Source organism: Saccharopolyspora erythraea, assembly GCF_018141105.1.
Taxonomy (GTDB): domain Bacteria; phylum Actinomycetota; class Actinomycetes; order Mycobacteriales; family Pseudonocardiaceae; genus Saccharopolyspora_D; species Saccharopolyspora_D erythraea_A.
Genome location: NZ_CP054839.1, coordinates 5,123,764 through 5,138,524 on the forward strand (window position 1 = coordinate 5,123,764; position 14,761 = coordinate 5,138,524).

Annotated in this window: 12 protein-coding genes; 7 read left to right on the plus strand and 5 right to left on the minus strand. The window is 70.4% G+C overall.

Annotated features, from left to right (window positions below; all coding sequences use genetic code 11):
* Window positions 1–56: 56 nt before the first annotated feature.
* Together HUO13_RS23085 and HUO13_RS23090 are read right to left on the minus strand one after the other, a co-directional pair.
* Window positions 57–527: a hypothetical protein gene (locus tag HUO13_RS23085; protein WP_009949070.1), complete on the minus strand. Its 471-nt coding sequence runs from the start codon at window positions 525–527 to the stop codon at window positions 57–59.
* 482 nt (window positions 528–1,009) lie between these two features.
* Window positions 1,010–1,480 carry a VOC family protein gene (locus HUO13_RS23090; RefSeq protein WP_211897183.1) on the minus strand — a complete coding sequence of 157 codons (471 nt, stop codon included), beginning with the start codon at window positions 1,478–1,480 and terminating at the stop codon, window positions 1,010–1,012.
* Between the two features lie 192 nt (window positions 1,481–1,672).
* Between HUO13_RS23090 and HUO13_RS23095 the strand changes: the two genes are divergently transcribed.
* Entirely contained in the window at window positions 1,673–1,837 is a 165-nt protein-coding gene (locus HUO13_RS23095; protein WP_211897184.1) for a hypothetical protein, read from the plus strand.
* Window positions 1,838–1,933: 96 nt separating this feature from the next.
* Here the strand turns inward: HUO13_RS23095 and HUO13_RS23100 are convergent, their stop codons facing one another.
* On the minus strand, window positions 1,934–2,458 hold the full coding sequence (locus tag HUO13_RS23100) for a LysE family translocator (RefSeq protein ID WP_211897185.1): 525 nt from the start codon (window positions 2,456–2,458) through the stop codon (window positions 1,934–1,936).
* Window positions 2,459–2,724: 266 nt separating this feature from the next.
* Here HUO13_RS23100 and HUO13_RS23105 point away from each other — a divergent pair, with 266 nt between their 5' ends.
* Window positions 2,725–4,773, plus strand: coding sequence for a neutral/alkaline ceramidase (locus tag HUO13_RS23105; RefSeq protein ID WP_211897186.1), 2,049 nt, complete (start codon window positions 2,725–2,727; stop codon window positions 4,771–4,773).
* Between the two features lie 91 nt (window positions 4,774–4,864).
* On the opposite strand, the gene HUO13_RS23110 is transcribed toward HUO13_RS23105, so the two are convergent.
* Window positions 4,865–5,506, minus strand: a complete 642-nt coding sequence (locus tag HUO13_RS23110) for a DUF4360 domain-containing protein (protein ID WP_432757764.1) — start codon at window positions 5,504–5,506, stop codon at window positions 4,865–4,867.
* Between the two features lie 643 nt (window positions 5,507–6,149).
* Between HUO13_RS23110 and HUO13_RS23115 the strand changes: the two genes are divergently transcribed.
* A complete protein-coding gene (locus HUO13_RS23115; protein ID WP_249125160.1) occupies window positions 6,150–7,559 on the plus strand; it encodes a DUF4153 domain-containing protein in 1,410 nt (469 codons plus the stop codon).
* A gap of 25 nt (window positions 7,560–7,584) precedes the next feature.
* On the opposite strand, the gene HUO13_RS23120 is transcribed toward HUO13_RS23115, so the two are convergent.
* The gene (locus HUO13_RS23120) at window positions 7,585–9,681 is read right to left on the minus strand and encodes a sensor domain-containing protein (RefSeq protein ID WP_211897187.1); all 2,097 of its coding nucleotides are present in this window, start codon (window positions 9,679–9,681) and stop codon (window positions 7,585–7,587) included.
* Between the two features lie 417 nt (window positions 9,682–10,098).
* Between HUO13_RS23120 and HUO13_RS23125 the strand changes: the two genes are divergently transcribed.
* The 4 genes from HUO13_RS23125 (at window position 10,099) to HUO13_RS23140 (ending at window position 14,586) form a co-directional block, all read left to right on the plus strand.
* Window positions 10,099–10,968, plus strand: a complete 870-nt coding sequence (locus HUO13_RS23125; RefSeq protein WP_211897188.1) for a HalD/BesD family halogenase — start codon at window positions 10,099–10,101, stop codon at window positions 10,966–10,968.
* 53 nt (window positions 10,969–11,021) lie between these two features.
* Window positions 11,022–11,945, plus strand: a complete 924-nt coding sequence (locus HUO13_RS23130; RefSeq protein ID WP_211897189.1) for a class I SAM-dependent methyltransferase — start codon at window positions 11,022–11,024, stop codon at window positions 11,943–11,945.
* Window positions 11,899–13,710, plus strand: a complete 1,812-nt coding sequence (locus HUO13_RS23135; RefSeq protein WP_211897190.1) for a choline/carnitine O-acyltransferase — start codon at window positions 11,899–11,901, stop codon at window positions 13,708–13,710. Before HUO13_RS23130 ends, HUO13_RS23135 begins: the two co-directional genes overlap by 47 nt.
* Window positions 13,711–14,154: 444 nt before the next feature.
* Entirely contained in the window at window positions 14,155–14,586 is a 432-nt protein-coding gene (locus HUO13_RS23140; protein WP_211897191.1) for a CBS domain-containing protein, read from the plus strand.
* Window positions 14,587–14,761: the final 175 nt, after the last annotated feature.

The following is a 14,761-nucleotide window of genomic DNA, read 5'->3' on the forward strand; positions in this document are numbered from 1 at the left end:
CCCGATCGGGCATCTGCGGAACCCATCGTGCCGCCGGCACCGGGCGTTGTACATGGCTAGCCGCCTTCCGGAGCCTGCCCCGCCTCCTCGTCCAGCGGCTCCAGGCGCTCGATCTTGCGCGCCTCGGAGAGCATCGCCAGCACGGCGCTGAGGGTGTCGTCGGAGAGCCCGTCGGCCCGCAGCGCGATGGAGCGCACCTTCTGGTTGCGCAGCGCGATGGCCAGGTCGAGCTGGGCGTTGACCTTGGACTCCACCTCGTCGTCGAGGAAGTACTCACCTGGCACGCCGAAGAACTTGGCCAGCGTGCTCAGCGTGCCCTGGGTGAGGTTGCTCTTGCGTCCGGTCGCCAGCTCCCACAGGTAGGTGCTCGACATCGGCTCGCCGGTCTGCCTGCGGATCTCGGCGGCCAGCTTGGCGAAACCCGGCCGGGACTGCCGGTCCGGGTACAGCGTGGTGATCAGGTGGTCGAGCTTCGCATCCAGTCGCGACCCGGCCGGTCTGCGCTCACCGCCGCGTTCCGGGGTCATCCTCGGTTCCTCACGCTCAACGGTCATTCCCCCGTGGCCCAGCCCCACCCGGCGTCCGCCCTGGCGGATACTCGGCTTGGACCACATCGTCAAGTGGCCACCATACTCCCGCCAAGTCGTCCGCCGGGAGCACTTGCGCGAATCACCCCCTTGTCCGCTAGAGTGGACAAGGTCTGAGAGGGCCTGGGGGCCTCTCAGACCCCGAACGTTCCTGGAACCGCGACCGCGCGGGGTATCGCGCGGATACGCACCGAACGTGGGTCTCCACGTGGGCAACGGGTTGGGATACGATGCGTTAGGCGTCGTCCTCCCGGTGACCCCCAGGCCGGTCGAGGACGGCGCCCTTTTTCTTCCGGTCGCTTCGCGGTGCCGGGTGCCGGCACTCGTGAGTCTTCCGGGCCGCGACGGCAACCAAAAAATGACTCACGGGAACCCGACCTCGGCGCGGGAACGATTCCCCTACCGTCGCGCGGGAACCGCTCCTACTGCTCGTAGGCGTCGACGAGGCGCTGGATGTCGAGCTTGCCCATCCCGAGCATCGCCTTCATCACCCGCGCGGACCTGACCGGATCCGGATCCTTCAGCATGTCCATGAGCACCGTCGGAACGATCTGCCAGGACAGCCCGTACCGGTCCTTGAGCCATCCGCACTGGCTCTCCTCACCGCCGTCGGTGAGCTTCGCCCACAGCTCGTCGACCTCCTCCTGCGACTTGCAGTCGACGAACAGCGAGATCGCCTCGGTGAACCTGAACTGCGGACCGCCGTCGAGGGCGATGAACTCCTGGCCCGCCAGCTCGAAGTTCACCGTCATGACCGCGCCCTCCGGTCCCGGCCCCGCTTCGCCGTAGCGCTGCACGTGCACGATGCGCGAGTCCGGGAAGATCGAGGTGTAGAACTCGGCGGCCTCCTCGGCCTGCCCGTCGAACCACAGGAACGTGGTGATCTTCTGCATCGCCGGTCTCCTGCCGCCGTGGTGGATGCCACAAGTAGAGCACCGGGCACCCACATCCGCCGCGTCTGCGCGGCTCCGGCCGGACCCATCCCCTGTGGACCGCGCCGGACGCGCGGCATGCATCCTGATATCGCAAGGAGATGGCGCTGGGGGGTTCCTCCGGGAACGCTCGCCGAACCGAGGAGAAACACCGTGAGCACCGAACCTGACCGCACGCAGAACGAACAGAACGACCAGGACGGCAGCGGCGCCCCGGCGCACGCCGCACCCGAAGGCGCCGAGCGGCACCCGCTCATCGACCTCTCCCGCGACCCGCACCCCGGCGTGCCCGACCACGCCAAGCCGGACGAGGACTGACCGGCGCGGGTCCGCGGCGATCGCACGCGGGCGACCAGGAGAAGGCAGGGGCGGGGACGTCGTGGCGTCCCCGCCCCTCTTCTGCGCGCGGAAGCGTCACGCGTCGGCGAACGCCAGCCGGACGCCGAGAGCGCCGAAGGCCCCCGCGAACACCCGGCGCATCCAGGTCAGCACGCGGGGCCGGGAGATGACGTGGTCGCGCAGCGCCGCGGCGAACACGCCGTAGCCGACGAACACCACGAACGTCAGCAGCATGAAGGCCGCGCTCAGCTCGACCATGCGCAGCAGACCGCCGGCCTCGCCGGTGGGGACGAACTGCGGCAGGAACGCGAAGAAGAAGATGGTCAGCTTGGGGTTGAGGATGTTGACCAGCACGCCCGAGAGGACGACCTTCCCGGTCGAGCGCTCGGCGGTCTCCCGCTCCACCGCGAGCGCTCCCCTGTCGCGCAGCGTGCTCCACGCCATGTATAGCAGGTAGGCCACGCCCAGGTACTTGAGCACCTGGAACGCCGTGGCGCTGGTGTGCAGCAGCGCCGCGAGCCCGGCCGCCATGGTGTAGAGGACGCCGGTCCCCGGCGTCACGACGATGACCAGCGATGTCAGCCAGAATTCCAAGCTCAAGGCAGCTCCCTCCAGTGCACGGCGCGCAGGCGCACTCCTCGCACCGACGCCGCGTCGGCGACATTACGGCAGAACCCGCACCGGCCCCGGGGTATTGCGCGTTCTCCAACCGACGGGTAAGAACTCGACAAAACATGATTCTCTTTCGCATTTTTCCCGGTTGCGGCTCGCCGAGCGCGGACCTCCCCGCGCCGGGCGGACACCGCGGGATGACACCGGCGGATCCACCGGAACCAGAGCGCCCCACTGTCCACTGAGGAGTTTGCATGGACGTCAGCGATCTCCCCACCAGATCCCGCCGAGCAGTGCTGCGCGCGACCGCGGCGGCAGGACTCGGCCTGGCGGCCTCGCGGCCGGGGCGCGCCGACGCCGCCGGAACGGCTTCCTTCCTGGTGGGGCGCGGGATCTCCGACGCCACGGGCGAGGTCGCCGAGTGCGGCATGATGGGTTACGGCCGCTTCGACCAGCAGGCCGCCGGGCTGCACACCCGACTGCGGGCGCGCTCCTTCGCCATCGCCACGCCCGACGGCGGTGACCCCGTCCTGCTGATCGTCGTCGACTCCCCGATGATCTTCGAGAGCGTGCACCAGGCCGTGCTGCGCCGCCTCGGGGAACGCTTCGGCGACCGCTACACAGAGCAGAACGTGCTCATCACCGCGACCCACACGCACGCGGGCCCAGGCGGCTACTCGCACCACCTGCTCTACAACCTGACCACCATCGGCTTCCACCGCCGGACCTTCGACGCGGTCGTCGACGGCATCGTGGAGTCCGCCGAGCGCGCCCACGCCGACCTCGCGCCCGCCGAGCTGACCCTCACCCACGGCGAACTGCGCGACGCCAGCGCGAACCGCTCCCGCGCCGCGTTCGACCGCAACCCCGGCGACATCAGGGCGCACTTCCCGGACGCGATCGACCCGCAGACCTCGCTCCTGCGCATCGAGCGCGCCGGCCGCGCGGTCGGCGCGGTCAACTGGTTCGCGACGCACGGCACCAGCATGTCCGGCGACAACAGGCTGATCAGCGCCGACAACAAGGGATACGCGGCCTACCACTGGGAGCGCGAGGTCGAGCGGGTCGACTACCGCGCCGACGCCGATCCGGGCTTCGTCAGCGCGTTCGCGCAGACCAACGCCGGGGACATGTCACCGAACCTCGACCTGCGTCCACCGGCCACGCCGGAGGACTTCGAGCGCACCCGCGTCAACGGGCACCGCCAGTACGAGGCCGCGGTCCGCCAGCTCGGCGCGACCGGTGTTCGGCTCACCGGTGGTGTCGACTCGCGGCTGGTCTACGTCGACCTCTCCGAGGTCGTGGTCTCCCCCGAGTTCACCGGTGACGGCAGGACCCACCGGACGAGCAAGCCCGCGATCGGGGCGCCGATGGCGGCGGGCAGCACCGAGGACGGCCCGGCGTTCCCGGGGTTCGCCGAGGGCGAGAACCCGTTCTGGGACGCCGTTTCCGGCTCGGTGGTCTACGGCCCGGCACCCGAGCTGCGGGACGCCCAGGCACCCAAGGCGATCGTGGTGCCGGTCGGTGCGATGAACCACGTATACCCGTGGGTGCAGGAGCAGGTGCCGGTGCAGCTGGTCCGCGTCGGGCGGCTGCACCTGATCGGCATTCCGGGCGAGGTGACGATCGGCGCGGGACTGCGGCTGCGGCGGACGGTCGCCGGAATCGCCGGCGCCGACCTCGCCGACGTCCTCGTCGCCGGCTACGCGAACTCCTATTTCCACTACGTGACGACGCCCGAGGAGTACGACGCCCAGCAGTACGAGGGCGGCAGCACCCTGTTCGGGCGGTGGCAGCTGCCCGCGCTGCAACAGGTCGTCGCCGAGCTGGCGACCGCCATGCGCGACGGCAGGCGGTTGCCGCTGGGGCCGGTCCCGCCGGACCTGTCCGGCTCGCAGCTCTCCCTGCAACCCCCGATCGTCGTGGACGTCCCGCAGCCGATGCGGGCCTTCGGCGACGTGCTGACCGGGCCGCGCGACTCCTACCGCGCCGGTGAGCGGGTCTCCGTGGTCTTCGCGGGCGCCCACCCGGGCAACGACCTGCACCGGCGCGGCACCTACCTGGAAGTGCAGCGCCACGAGGACGGCCGGTGGCGCACGGTCGCCGACGACGGCGACTGGTCGACGAGGTTCCACTGGGAGCGCGACGGGATCGCGGCGTCGAAGGTGACCGTCACCTGGGACGTTCCGGGTGACGCCGCGCCCGGCGGCTACCGCGTCCGCTACCACGGCCACGCCCGGCACCTCACCGGCGCGGTCAGCGCGTTCACCGGCACCACCCCGACCTTCACCGTGTCGCGCTGAACGCCGTCGCACGGGATGCCCGCGCGCGCCTGTTCCGCCGGGCACGGCGCGCGTCCCCGGCGGAACAGGTCATCTCAGCCTCGCCGCCGAATCACGGCTTCGGGCACTCCTTCCACTCGAAGTGGTAGGTGGTCTCGATGTTGCCGTCGGTGGAGTCCATCGACATGAAGCTCGTCTTCGCCGGGTCCGAGGTACCGGCGTCCACCCGCAGCTCGGTGTTGATGTTGAAGTTGCGCTGCTCACCGCACGGCTTGTAGACGATCGCGCCGACCTCGGTCGCGTCGGTGACCTGCCAGTTGTCGCTCATCGGACCGGAAAAGGGCGTCTGGAAATAGTCCGTGTGCGACATCCCCTGGAAATAGTAGCTCGCCTTTTCCAGTCCGGTCGCGCCCGGTTCCAGGTGGGCGAAACCGCGGTAGTCGGCGCTTGCGATTCCGTAGGTGAACCCCTGCGGGATGTTGACCACGAGGTTCAGCTGGCAGTTCTTGCGGAAATCGGTGGGCGCCGATCCGGGCCCCACCTTCACCAGGTAGTCGCTGTAGCTGACGGTGAAGGAGGTGTTGTCCGGGGACACCGCGACAGCGGCGGTTCCGGCTGGGCAGCCGGAACCGTTCACGGTGGCCACGTCGATGGTGATCCGGCCGGTCGGCGGCGGGACGTCGTCGCCGATGATGATCGTGGAGGGAAGGACGGCCATCGCCGTCAGGACGGCGGCCGGCAGCGCAGCGAACATGGCGAATGCCTTTCGTTGAAAATCGAACAGACAAGACTTCACTGCTGTGAAACTGCGATGAGATTAGCGGCAGGAACGGTTTGCGCACGCCTCTGAACGGACCAAAACCGGCTATTCTTCGAAAACTGTTAAAAGATCACTACGAACGGGTCGGACCAATTGTCGCCCGGATGCGAAAACGACCGCGCCGCAATTGTGGGACGGCCGTTCCGGTTGGAGCGGAGGAGGAAAGCTCCCGGGACCGGTACACCCGGTGCGGTGAACCTGGCGCCCTCCGATGCGTCTGAGGGAGTGACGGCCGACGAACGACTGGAGGATCATGTCCGGCAACCCCGACGACACCCCGGGCGCCCGCGACCGCGTGGACGCCGACGCGGAACCCGCAGAGGTGCCCGAACGGGTCGCCCAGGAGGAGACTTCGGGCGAACCCCAGCCGCAGGACTCCGAAGTCCCGGCTCCAGGCCAGGAGCAGGACGAGTCCCAGCAACCTCCCGTTCCAGGTCCGGACCCGGCTCCCCCTCCGGCCCCGGCCTGGGCTCCGACTCCGACGCCGAGCTCGGTTCCCGCCCCGGCCCGGACTCCGATGCCGACTTCGGTTCCGGCTCGGCACGGTCCCACGCCGGGCGGTGGCCGGCGGCCTCCCGTGCAACCGGTTCCCCCGCCGTTCGCCTTCTGGCCCGCGCCCGAGACATCGCACGCCCCGGTCGTGCTGCTTGCCGCGTCGCTCGGCGGGGTCGGCGGCGCGCTGTGCGTGCCGGTGGGTACACCGGGCATCGGGTGGCCGCTGCTCGGTCTGGCGATCACGGGCGCACTGTTGCCGGCAGGACGCCGCGCGCAGCGCGAGGTCCGCCCGATGCAACTGCTGTGGGCGGCGACGGCGTTGCTGCTGCTCGGCGTCTGCGCGTTCCGGGCAGCGGAGTGGCTCTGCGCGCTGTGCGTGCTCACCGCCTGCGTCGCCGCCGCGCTGGCGGTCGCCGACGGCCGCGACGTGCGGACGTTCGCGGTGTCGGCCATGGCGGTTCCGGTAGGCGCTCTCCGCGCGCTGCCGTGGTGCGTGCGCGGAATGCGCGGGAGGCACCGCACCAGCGGAGGAATGCGCATCGCTGCGTCGGTGGCGGTGGGGGTCCTGCTGCTGCTCGTGTTCGGCGCGCTGTTCGCCGGCGCCGACGACGGGTTCGCCGGGCTGGTCCGGGCGCTCACACCGCGATTGGACGGTCTGACCTTATTCCGCTGGACCTTCGTGTTCGGCTTCTTCGCACTCGTCTGCCTCGGGGCCGCCTTCACCCTGGTCCGCCCGCCGCAGGTCGCCGAGGCAGCCGGATCGGCCAGGACGCTGCGCCGCCTGGAGTGGGCGATCCCGGTCGGGCTGCTGGTGCTGCTGTTCGCGGTGTTCGTCGCGGTGCAGAGCACCCCGATGTTCGGCGGTGGTCAGCACGTCCAGCACACCGAGCGGCTGACCTACGCCGGATACGCGCGAAGCGGCTTCTGGCAGCTCATGCTCGTCACCATCCTCACGCTGCCGGTCATCGCGGCGGCCGCGCGCTGGGCGCCCAAGCGGTCCGCGCTCGACCGCAACCTGCTGCGCGGCCTGGCCGGGATGCTGGCGGTGCTGACCCTGCTGATCGTGTTCTCCGCACTCATGCGCATGTGGGCCTACCAGGCGGCCTACGGCTACACCGTGCTGCGGCTGCTGGTGATGGCCTGCGAACTGTGGCTGGGAGTGGTGTACCTGCTGGTCATCGCCGCTGGTGTCCGGCTGCGTGCGCGCCGGCTGCCCAACGCGGTCGTCGGCACCGGCATGCTGGCGCTGCTCGGACTGGCCGCCCTCAACCCGGAGGGCCTGATCGCCGGACGCAACATCGACCGCTTCGAGACCACCGGCAGGCTCGACGGGCACTACCTGGCGGAGCTGTCCGCCGACGCGGTCCCTGCGCTGAGCCGGTTACCGGAGCGGGAACGCACGTGGATCATCGACACGATCGGGCGATCCGCACCGGACGGGGACTGGCGCACGTGGAACCTGTCCGACCACCTCGCGCCCGGCGGTCCCTGATCCCGTCGGCGGTGCGCCCGGCCTGTCAGGGCTGGTGGTCGGGAACCGGCAGCGGGCCGCCGCGGACCATCGCGCGGAAGTCGGCCAGCGGCAGCGGGCGGGAGAACAGCCAGCCCTGGTGGGCGTCGACGCCGAGCTCGTTGAGCAGGTGGAACTGGGCGGCGGTCTCCACCCCCTCGGCGACGCAGCGGCGGTCGGTGGCGTGGGCCATGTCGATGGCCGAGCGCACGATCGCGCGGTCGGCCTCCTGGGTCTCCAGCCCGGAGATGAACTGGCGGTCGAGCTTGATGACCTGCGCGGGCAGGTCCTTGAGCCGCGCCAGCGACGAGTACCCGGTGCCGAAGTCGTCCACGGCGAACGACACGCCGAGCCGGATCAGCGAGTGCATGGCGTCGCGAGCCGCCGCCGACAGCTCCACCAGCGAGGTCTCGGTCACCTCGAGGACGACCCGGTGCAGGTCGATGCCGGAGTCGGCGAGTATCGCGCCCACCGCGTCCAGGAACTCGACCTCGGCGGAGAACCGGCCGCTGAGGTTCGCCGACACCCGCACCTGCCGCCCACGCACCGGCTGCGGCCAGCCGACCGCGTCCCGCAGCGCCGCGCGCAGCACCCACAGGTCCAGTTCGTGCAGCAGGTTGCCCTGCTCGGCGATCGGCAGGATCACGTCCGGCGACAGCAGCCCCATCCGCGGGTGCGGCCACCGCACCAGCGCCTCGGCGCTGACCACCGTCCGGTCCCGGTCCACGATCGGCTGGTAGTGCAGGCGCAGCCCGTCGGTGCGCAGCGCCTCGCCCAACTGCTCCTCCAGCCCCATCTGCTCGGCAAGACTGGCGGTCAGCGCCGGGTCGGCCAGCACCACCCGGCCGGGCCCGTGCCGCTTGGCGCGGAACATCGCGGCGTCGGCGAAGCGCAGCAGGTCCTCGCCGCTGGTGCCGGACTCGGGGAACATCGCCGCGCCGACCGAGGCCGAGACCCGCACCAGGTGCCCCCGGACCGGCACGACCATGCGCAGCATGCCCGCGACCCGTTCGGCCAGCACCCGCAGGCCGCCGACGGCGTCGACGTCGGTGCAGGCGATCAGGAACTCGTCGCCGGAGAGCCGGGCGACCGTGCACTCCTCGCCCAGCTCCCCGTGCAGCCGCTGCGCGACGGTCACGATCAGCTCGTCGCCTGCCGCGTGGCCGAGGGAGTCGTTGATCCGCTTGAAGTTGTCGATGTCGCAGAACAGCACGGCCAGCCGCCCGGCGTTGTCGAGCAGCTCGTCCACGCCCCGCCGGTTCGGCAGCCCCGTGAGCGCGTCGTGGTTCAGCTGGTGCTGGAGGACCTCGGCCTGGTGGATGCGTTCGGTGACGTCCTGGAACACCACCAGCCAGAAGTGGCTGCCGTCGTCCTGCACCGAGAGCGTGCAGTAGACGTCGCAGTGGATCGGCTCGCCGTCGGAGCGCCGGAGCACCCTCGACCGCGACACCGGCGTCTCGGGATCCTCCTCGCTCAGGGCGTTCTCCGAGGTCAGGCCCCCGCCCCCGTCCAGGGGGTGCAGCAGGTCGGCGCCGGTCATCTCCAGCAGCTCCGCCCTGGGGTGGCGCACCAGGCGGCACAGCGCGTTGTTGACCTCGCGGACGCGGTCGTTGTCGTCGACGAAGCACACACCGACGGGCGCGAGTGTGAGCAGGTCGGAGAAGCGGCGGTACGAACGCTGCTGGCGGGCGTGCGCCTCGCTGTCGTCGCGCACGACCTTGACGAAGCCCTGCAGCACGCCCTGTTCGCTGCGCCGGGCCGCGATGATGATGTAGGCCCAGAAGCGGGTGCCGTCCTTGCGGATCCGCCAGCCCTCGTCGATGTGCACGCCGACTTCGGCCGCTCGTTCGAGCTCCTCCTGCGGGTAGCCGACCGCGGCCAGCTCCGGCGGGTAGAACACCGAGAAGTGCTGCCCCAGGATCTCCTCGCCGCGATAGCCCTTCAGCCGCTGCGCGTCGGGGTTCCAGCTGGCCACCCGGCCCTCGGCGTCCAGCGAGTACACCGCGACGGTGCCGGGGCCCGCTTCGGCCGGTGGAGTCGCCTCGCGGCGCGCCAGGCGACCCCGCCCCACCGCGGCCAGGACCTCGTCGTGTCGATCGATCATGTGCTTTACCAACCCGCCGAACCGCTGATCCGCAGCGGCGCCGGGCTCCCTCCGGCGAGGACACCCCACCTCGCATACCCCGCCGGAGCAAATTGGACACACCATCGGGTGACAGCCCGCCCGGCGCGGCGGCCTCCGGGGTCGCCGACAGCGACGAGGCTGCCGGTCTCGGCAACGGGGCGAAAAGGCTCCTTACATGATCTTGTGCGGCACCCACAATATGGCCACGATCACGAACTCGACCACCCGTATCGCTGTCGCACGTCACGGCGGTCGCGGGATATGAAAACCGCACGCGGAAAGCCCTCACCCGCCACCCGGTCGCCAGGCACGCGGTAACCGCCTCGGCCGGTGTTCGTTGGGCGGTTCGACGAGCCCGTCCAGGGTGGGTGAGCTTCGGACGTGGAGAGGATCCTGATGAGCGCATCGGAAGCCCGGCTGGTCGAGCAGGTGGTCGACACCGGTCGTTATCCGCTGACCGATCCGGACAGCACCGCATGGAAGGATGCGGTCGACCGCGCGCGCCGGGACCTGCGGGAGCTCGGATGCAGCGTGCTGCCCAACTTCGTCCGTTCCTCGCTGCACGAGGAGCTGCGCGCCGAAGGCGACGCGATCGCGCCGCTCGCGCATTACGACGTCGAGGTCGTCAACGCCTACAACATCGCCGTCGACGCCGAACTGCCCGAGGACCACCCGGCGCGCGCCACCATGGAACGCGGCAACGCCTTCGTCGCGCGCGACAACGTCCCCCGGCAGGCCATCGTCCACCGGCTCTACACCAGCGAGCTGTTCCAGCGCTTCATCGCCGAATGCGTGGAGGTCCCCCGGGTCCACGAGCTCGCCGACCCGCTGGCCGGGCTGTGCCTCAACGTGGTGCGCCCGGGCATGGACCACCCCTGGCACTTCGACACCAACGAGTTCGCGGTCAGCCTGCTGACCCAGCAGTCCGAGGACGGAGGCGTCTTCGAGTACTGCCCGGGCATCCGGTCGGCGCGCGACGAGAACTTCGACGACGTGCGCGCGGTGCTGGCCGGACGCGGCGAGCACCTGGTCCGCCGGATCGCGCTGCGGCCCGGCGACCTCCAGCTGTTCAGGGGCCGGTACTCGCTGCACCGGGTCACCACGGTGCGCGGTGCGACCGCCCGGCACACGGCGATCTTCGCCTACAGCGAGCGCCCCGGGGTCATCGGCAGCGTGGCGCGGACCAAGCAGATCTTCGGCCGCGTGCTGCCCGAGCACCTGGCCGCCGAGGGCCGCGCGGTGCGCGTCGACCAGCTGCTGGACTAGCGAGCAGGCCGAACCCGCTCACCCGCCCGCGAAACCGAACAGGAGCACGGTCCGTGCGTCTCGACGCGACAGGGAAAGTCTCACTCGACCAGATCTACACCCGTCCCGATCCGCGCCCCTACTTCCGCACGCTGCGCGATCTCGGGTACTGCATCCCGCAGCTGGCCAAGCAGCACTTCGCCGAGCTGGTGCGGGAATACCGCGAGTCCACCGGGGTGCGGGTGCCGACGATCCTCGACATCGGCTGCTCCTACGGGATCAACGCCGCGCTGCTGCAATGCGATCTGACGATCGACGACCTCTACGAGCACTACTGCGACCAAGGCGCGGACGAACGCGACCGCGACTGGCTGCTCGCACGCGACCGCGAACTCGTGCGCTCGCGGGGCACCGACGCGGGAATGCGGTTCGTGGGCCTGGACAGCTCCGGGCCCGCGCTCTCCTACGCGCTGTCGGCCGGTTTCCTCGACGGCGCGGTGCACGCCGATTTGGAGACACGGGATCCGACTCCCGGGCAGCGCGCCGAAATCGCCCGAGCCGACCTGGTCATCTCGACCGGTTGCGTGGGATACGTCGGTGAGCGCACCCTGTCGGCGGTGGCAGGCGCGCACGGCGTGCGAAAGCCGTGGATGGCGCACTTCGTGCTGCGGATGTTCCCGTTCGACCCGATCGCCGACCGCCTCGCCGAGGCCGGCTACGAGACCGAGTCCCTGCCCGGCCTGTACCGGCAGCGCCGGTTCGCCTCCCCGGAGGAGCAGTCGCAGGTGCTGGATACGCTGTCCCGCGCCGGGGTGGATCCGCGGGGACTGGAGGCAGAAGGCTGGTTCTACGCCCGGCTCTTCGTCTCCCGGCCGCGCGTCGCCGCGGCGAGCGCGGTCGCCGAGCCGGCTTCGCCGGCGAACAACGATCCGTCCACCATCGAAGTCGAGGATGAAATTGAACAGCAGCCAAGTGTGGTCGCCCCGTACCTTCGGTAATGAGGAGAAGCTGCCACGGGTCCCGCTGCCGGCGTTGCAGGACAGCTGCCGGCGGTTCGTCGAGTGGTGCGCGCCGCTGCTGACCGAGACCGAGCTGGCCGAGACCGAAGCCGCGGTGTCGCGGTTCCTGCGGCCGGACAGCACCGCCCGCGTGCTGCACGCCGCGCTGGAGGACTACGACGCCCGCGAGGACGTGCACAGCTGGCTCGACACCTTCTGGCCGTACCGGTACCTGGGTCGCCGCGACCGGATCGCGCTCAACGCGAACTTCTTCTTCCTGTTCCGGGAATCACCGCTGGAACAGGCCGAACGCGCTGCCGCGCTCATATCCGGTGCTCTCGAGTACAAGCGGCTCCTGGACGCCGAGGAACTGCCGCCGGTGACGCAGCGCGGACGTCCGCTCTCGATGGAGCAGAACAAGTTCCTGTTCTCCACCACGCGCATCCCCGGTCAGGAGCAGGACACCGTCCGCGCCCCCTACAGCGACGAGTCGCCCGGACCTTCGAAGGCCCGCCACATCGCGGTGTTCCACCGCGGGAACCTGTTCCGCATGGACGTGCTGGACGAGCGGGGAGAGCCGTACTCGCCCGACGACCTCGGCGCCGGCCTGCGCGCCGTCATGAAGGCGGGCGCGAACCGGGCGGCAACCGAGAGCTCGGTCGGGCACCTGACCACCAAGGCGCGCGCGGAATGGGCGGCCAGCCGGGAGGCGCTGCTGGCGCTGGACCCCGCCAACGCCGAGGCACTCGACGCCGTGGAGACCGCGCTGTTCTGCGTGTGCCTGGAGGACTTCGCCCCGCAGGACACCCAGCAGGCCTGCGACCATCTGCTCCACGGTGACAGCGGCAACCGCTGGTTCGACAAGGCCGTGTCGCTGGTCGTGTTCGCCGACGGCACCGCGGGAATCAACATCGAGCACTGCGGCCTGGACGGCACCACGATCCTGACCTTCGTCGATGCCCTGCTGGAGGAGTCGTCCGAGGCGCAGGTGGGCACGGCGGAGCAGGGCGTGCCCGCCGCGGAGCCGATCGAGTTCGTGCTCGACGACGCCTTGGAGACCGACGTGCGCGCGGCCGCCGACGCGTTCGCCGACTACGCCGCCAACACGGCCACCACGGCGGTGTCCTTCGAGGACTTCGGCGCGAACCGGGCCAAGCAGCTCGGCATGTCACCGGACGCGTTCGTGCAGATGGCCTACCAGCTCGCGCACAAGCGCAGCAAGGGGCTGACCGGGGCGACCTACGAGTCGATCGCGACGCGCCAGTACCGGCACGGACGCACCGAGGCCATGCGCGTGGTGACGCCGGAGGTGCTGCGCTTCGTGGCGGCGATGGACGACCCGGACGCCGGCGCCGCCACCCGCAGGGAGGCTTTCCGCGCCGCCGCGGACAAGCACGTGGCCCGGGCCAAGGAGTGCCAGGCCGGGCAGGCTCCCGAGCAGCACCTGTGGGAGCTCCAGCTCATCCAGAAGCGGCGCGGCGCCGAGCTCGGCGCCACCGAGCAGCTCGACCTCTACGAGTCCCCGGGCTGGCTGAAGATGCGCGACGACTACCTCAGCACCAGCTCGGCGCCGTCGACCAACATCCAGTACTTCGGGTTCGGCTCGACCAGCAGCCAGTGCATCGGCGTCGCCTACGTGCTGCTGCCGGAGCGCTTCAACCTCTACCTGAGCACCCCGCGGCAGGTGGCCGACGAGATGTACGCCTTCGCCGACCGGCTCCGCGAAGCGGTGGGCGAACTCCAGGACCTGCTCAGCCAGGAGTGAGACACCCGCAGCGCCGAAGTGGCCCCACTTGCTCCCCAGGTGGGGTCACTTCGACGTCAGCGCCGCGTCATGGCGACCGAAAACCACGTCCCCGCCCCGAGTTTTCAGCCACAGTGGACGGACAGCACCAGCGGAGCCGGCTTGCCTTCCGATGTCGACCGCTCGCTCCGGCGTCGCTGGAACGCCGTCGGCACCCGGCCGCAACACCGGGTTGAGCACGAACATTGGTCCGAACCACCTCCGCCGCGCTGCCGCCTCTTCACTTGCACTTCGTCGGGCGTTGCGCCCACCGCTACCATGAGTAGCCCGCGGGGATTCGCGGCGTTCGCACCGAACGACCGTTACCGCACCCGACCGCCGCGCTCCGCACCGGCCGCCGAGCAGCCGCCAGCCGACCGCCCAGGACCGATCCACGAAGACGTGACCGACCGGGAGGTACCACCCATGCACATCGCCGAGATTCTGAGCAAGAAGGGCTCCGACGTCGCCACCATCCGCCCGGCCGCCGCGGTGAGCGAGCTGCTCAGGATGCTCGCGCACCACAACATCGGCGCGATGGCCGTGGTCGGCGAGGGCGAGGACCTGCTGGGCATCGTCTCCGAGCGCGACATCGTGCGCCGCCTCGACGAGCGCGGCGCGGAGCTGCTGACGGCCACCGTCGCCGAGATCATGACCACCGACGTCATCACCTGCGCGCCCACGGACACCGTCGAGGGCCTCACCGAGATCATGACCGAACGCCGCGTCCGCCACCTGCCCGTGGTCGAGGGCGGGGCCCTGGTCGGCATCGTCAGCATCGGCGACGTCGTCAAGAGCCGCATCGACGCCCTGGAGCAGAGCCAGGAGCAGCTGGAGTCCTACATCACGCAGGGCTGACGACCTCGGCCGCATGCTGTCCTGCCCGAGGACACCACGCGGCCCGCAACCGCTGAAACGGTTGCGAAAACGGGAAAACACCGTTGAAGGTGGCCGCCGCCGGCGGATTGCGCCGCCGAGATCGGCCTGCCTAGGCTTCCTCCACCGCTCCATTACGTGCGGAGTCCGGGTCCGG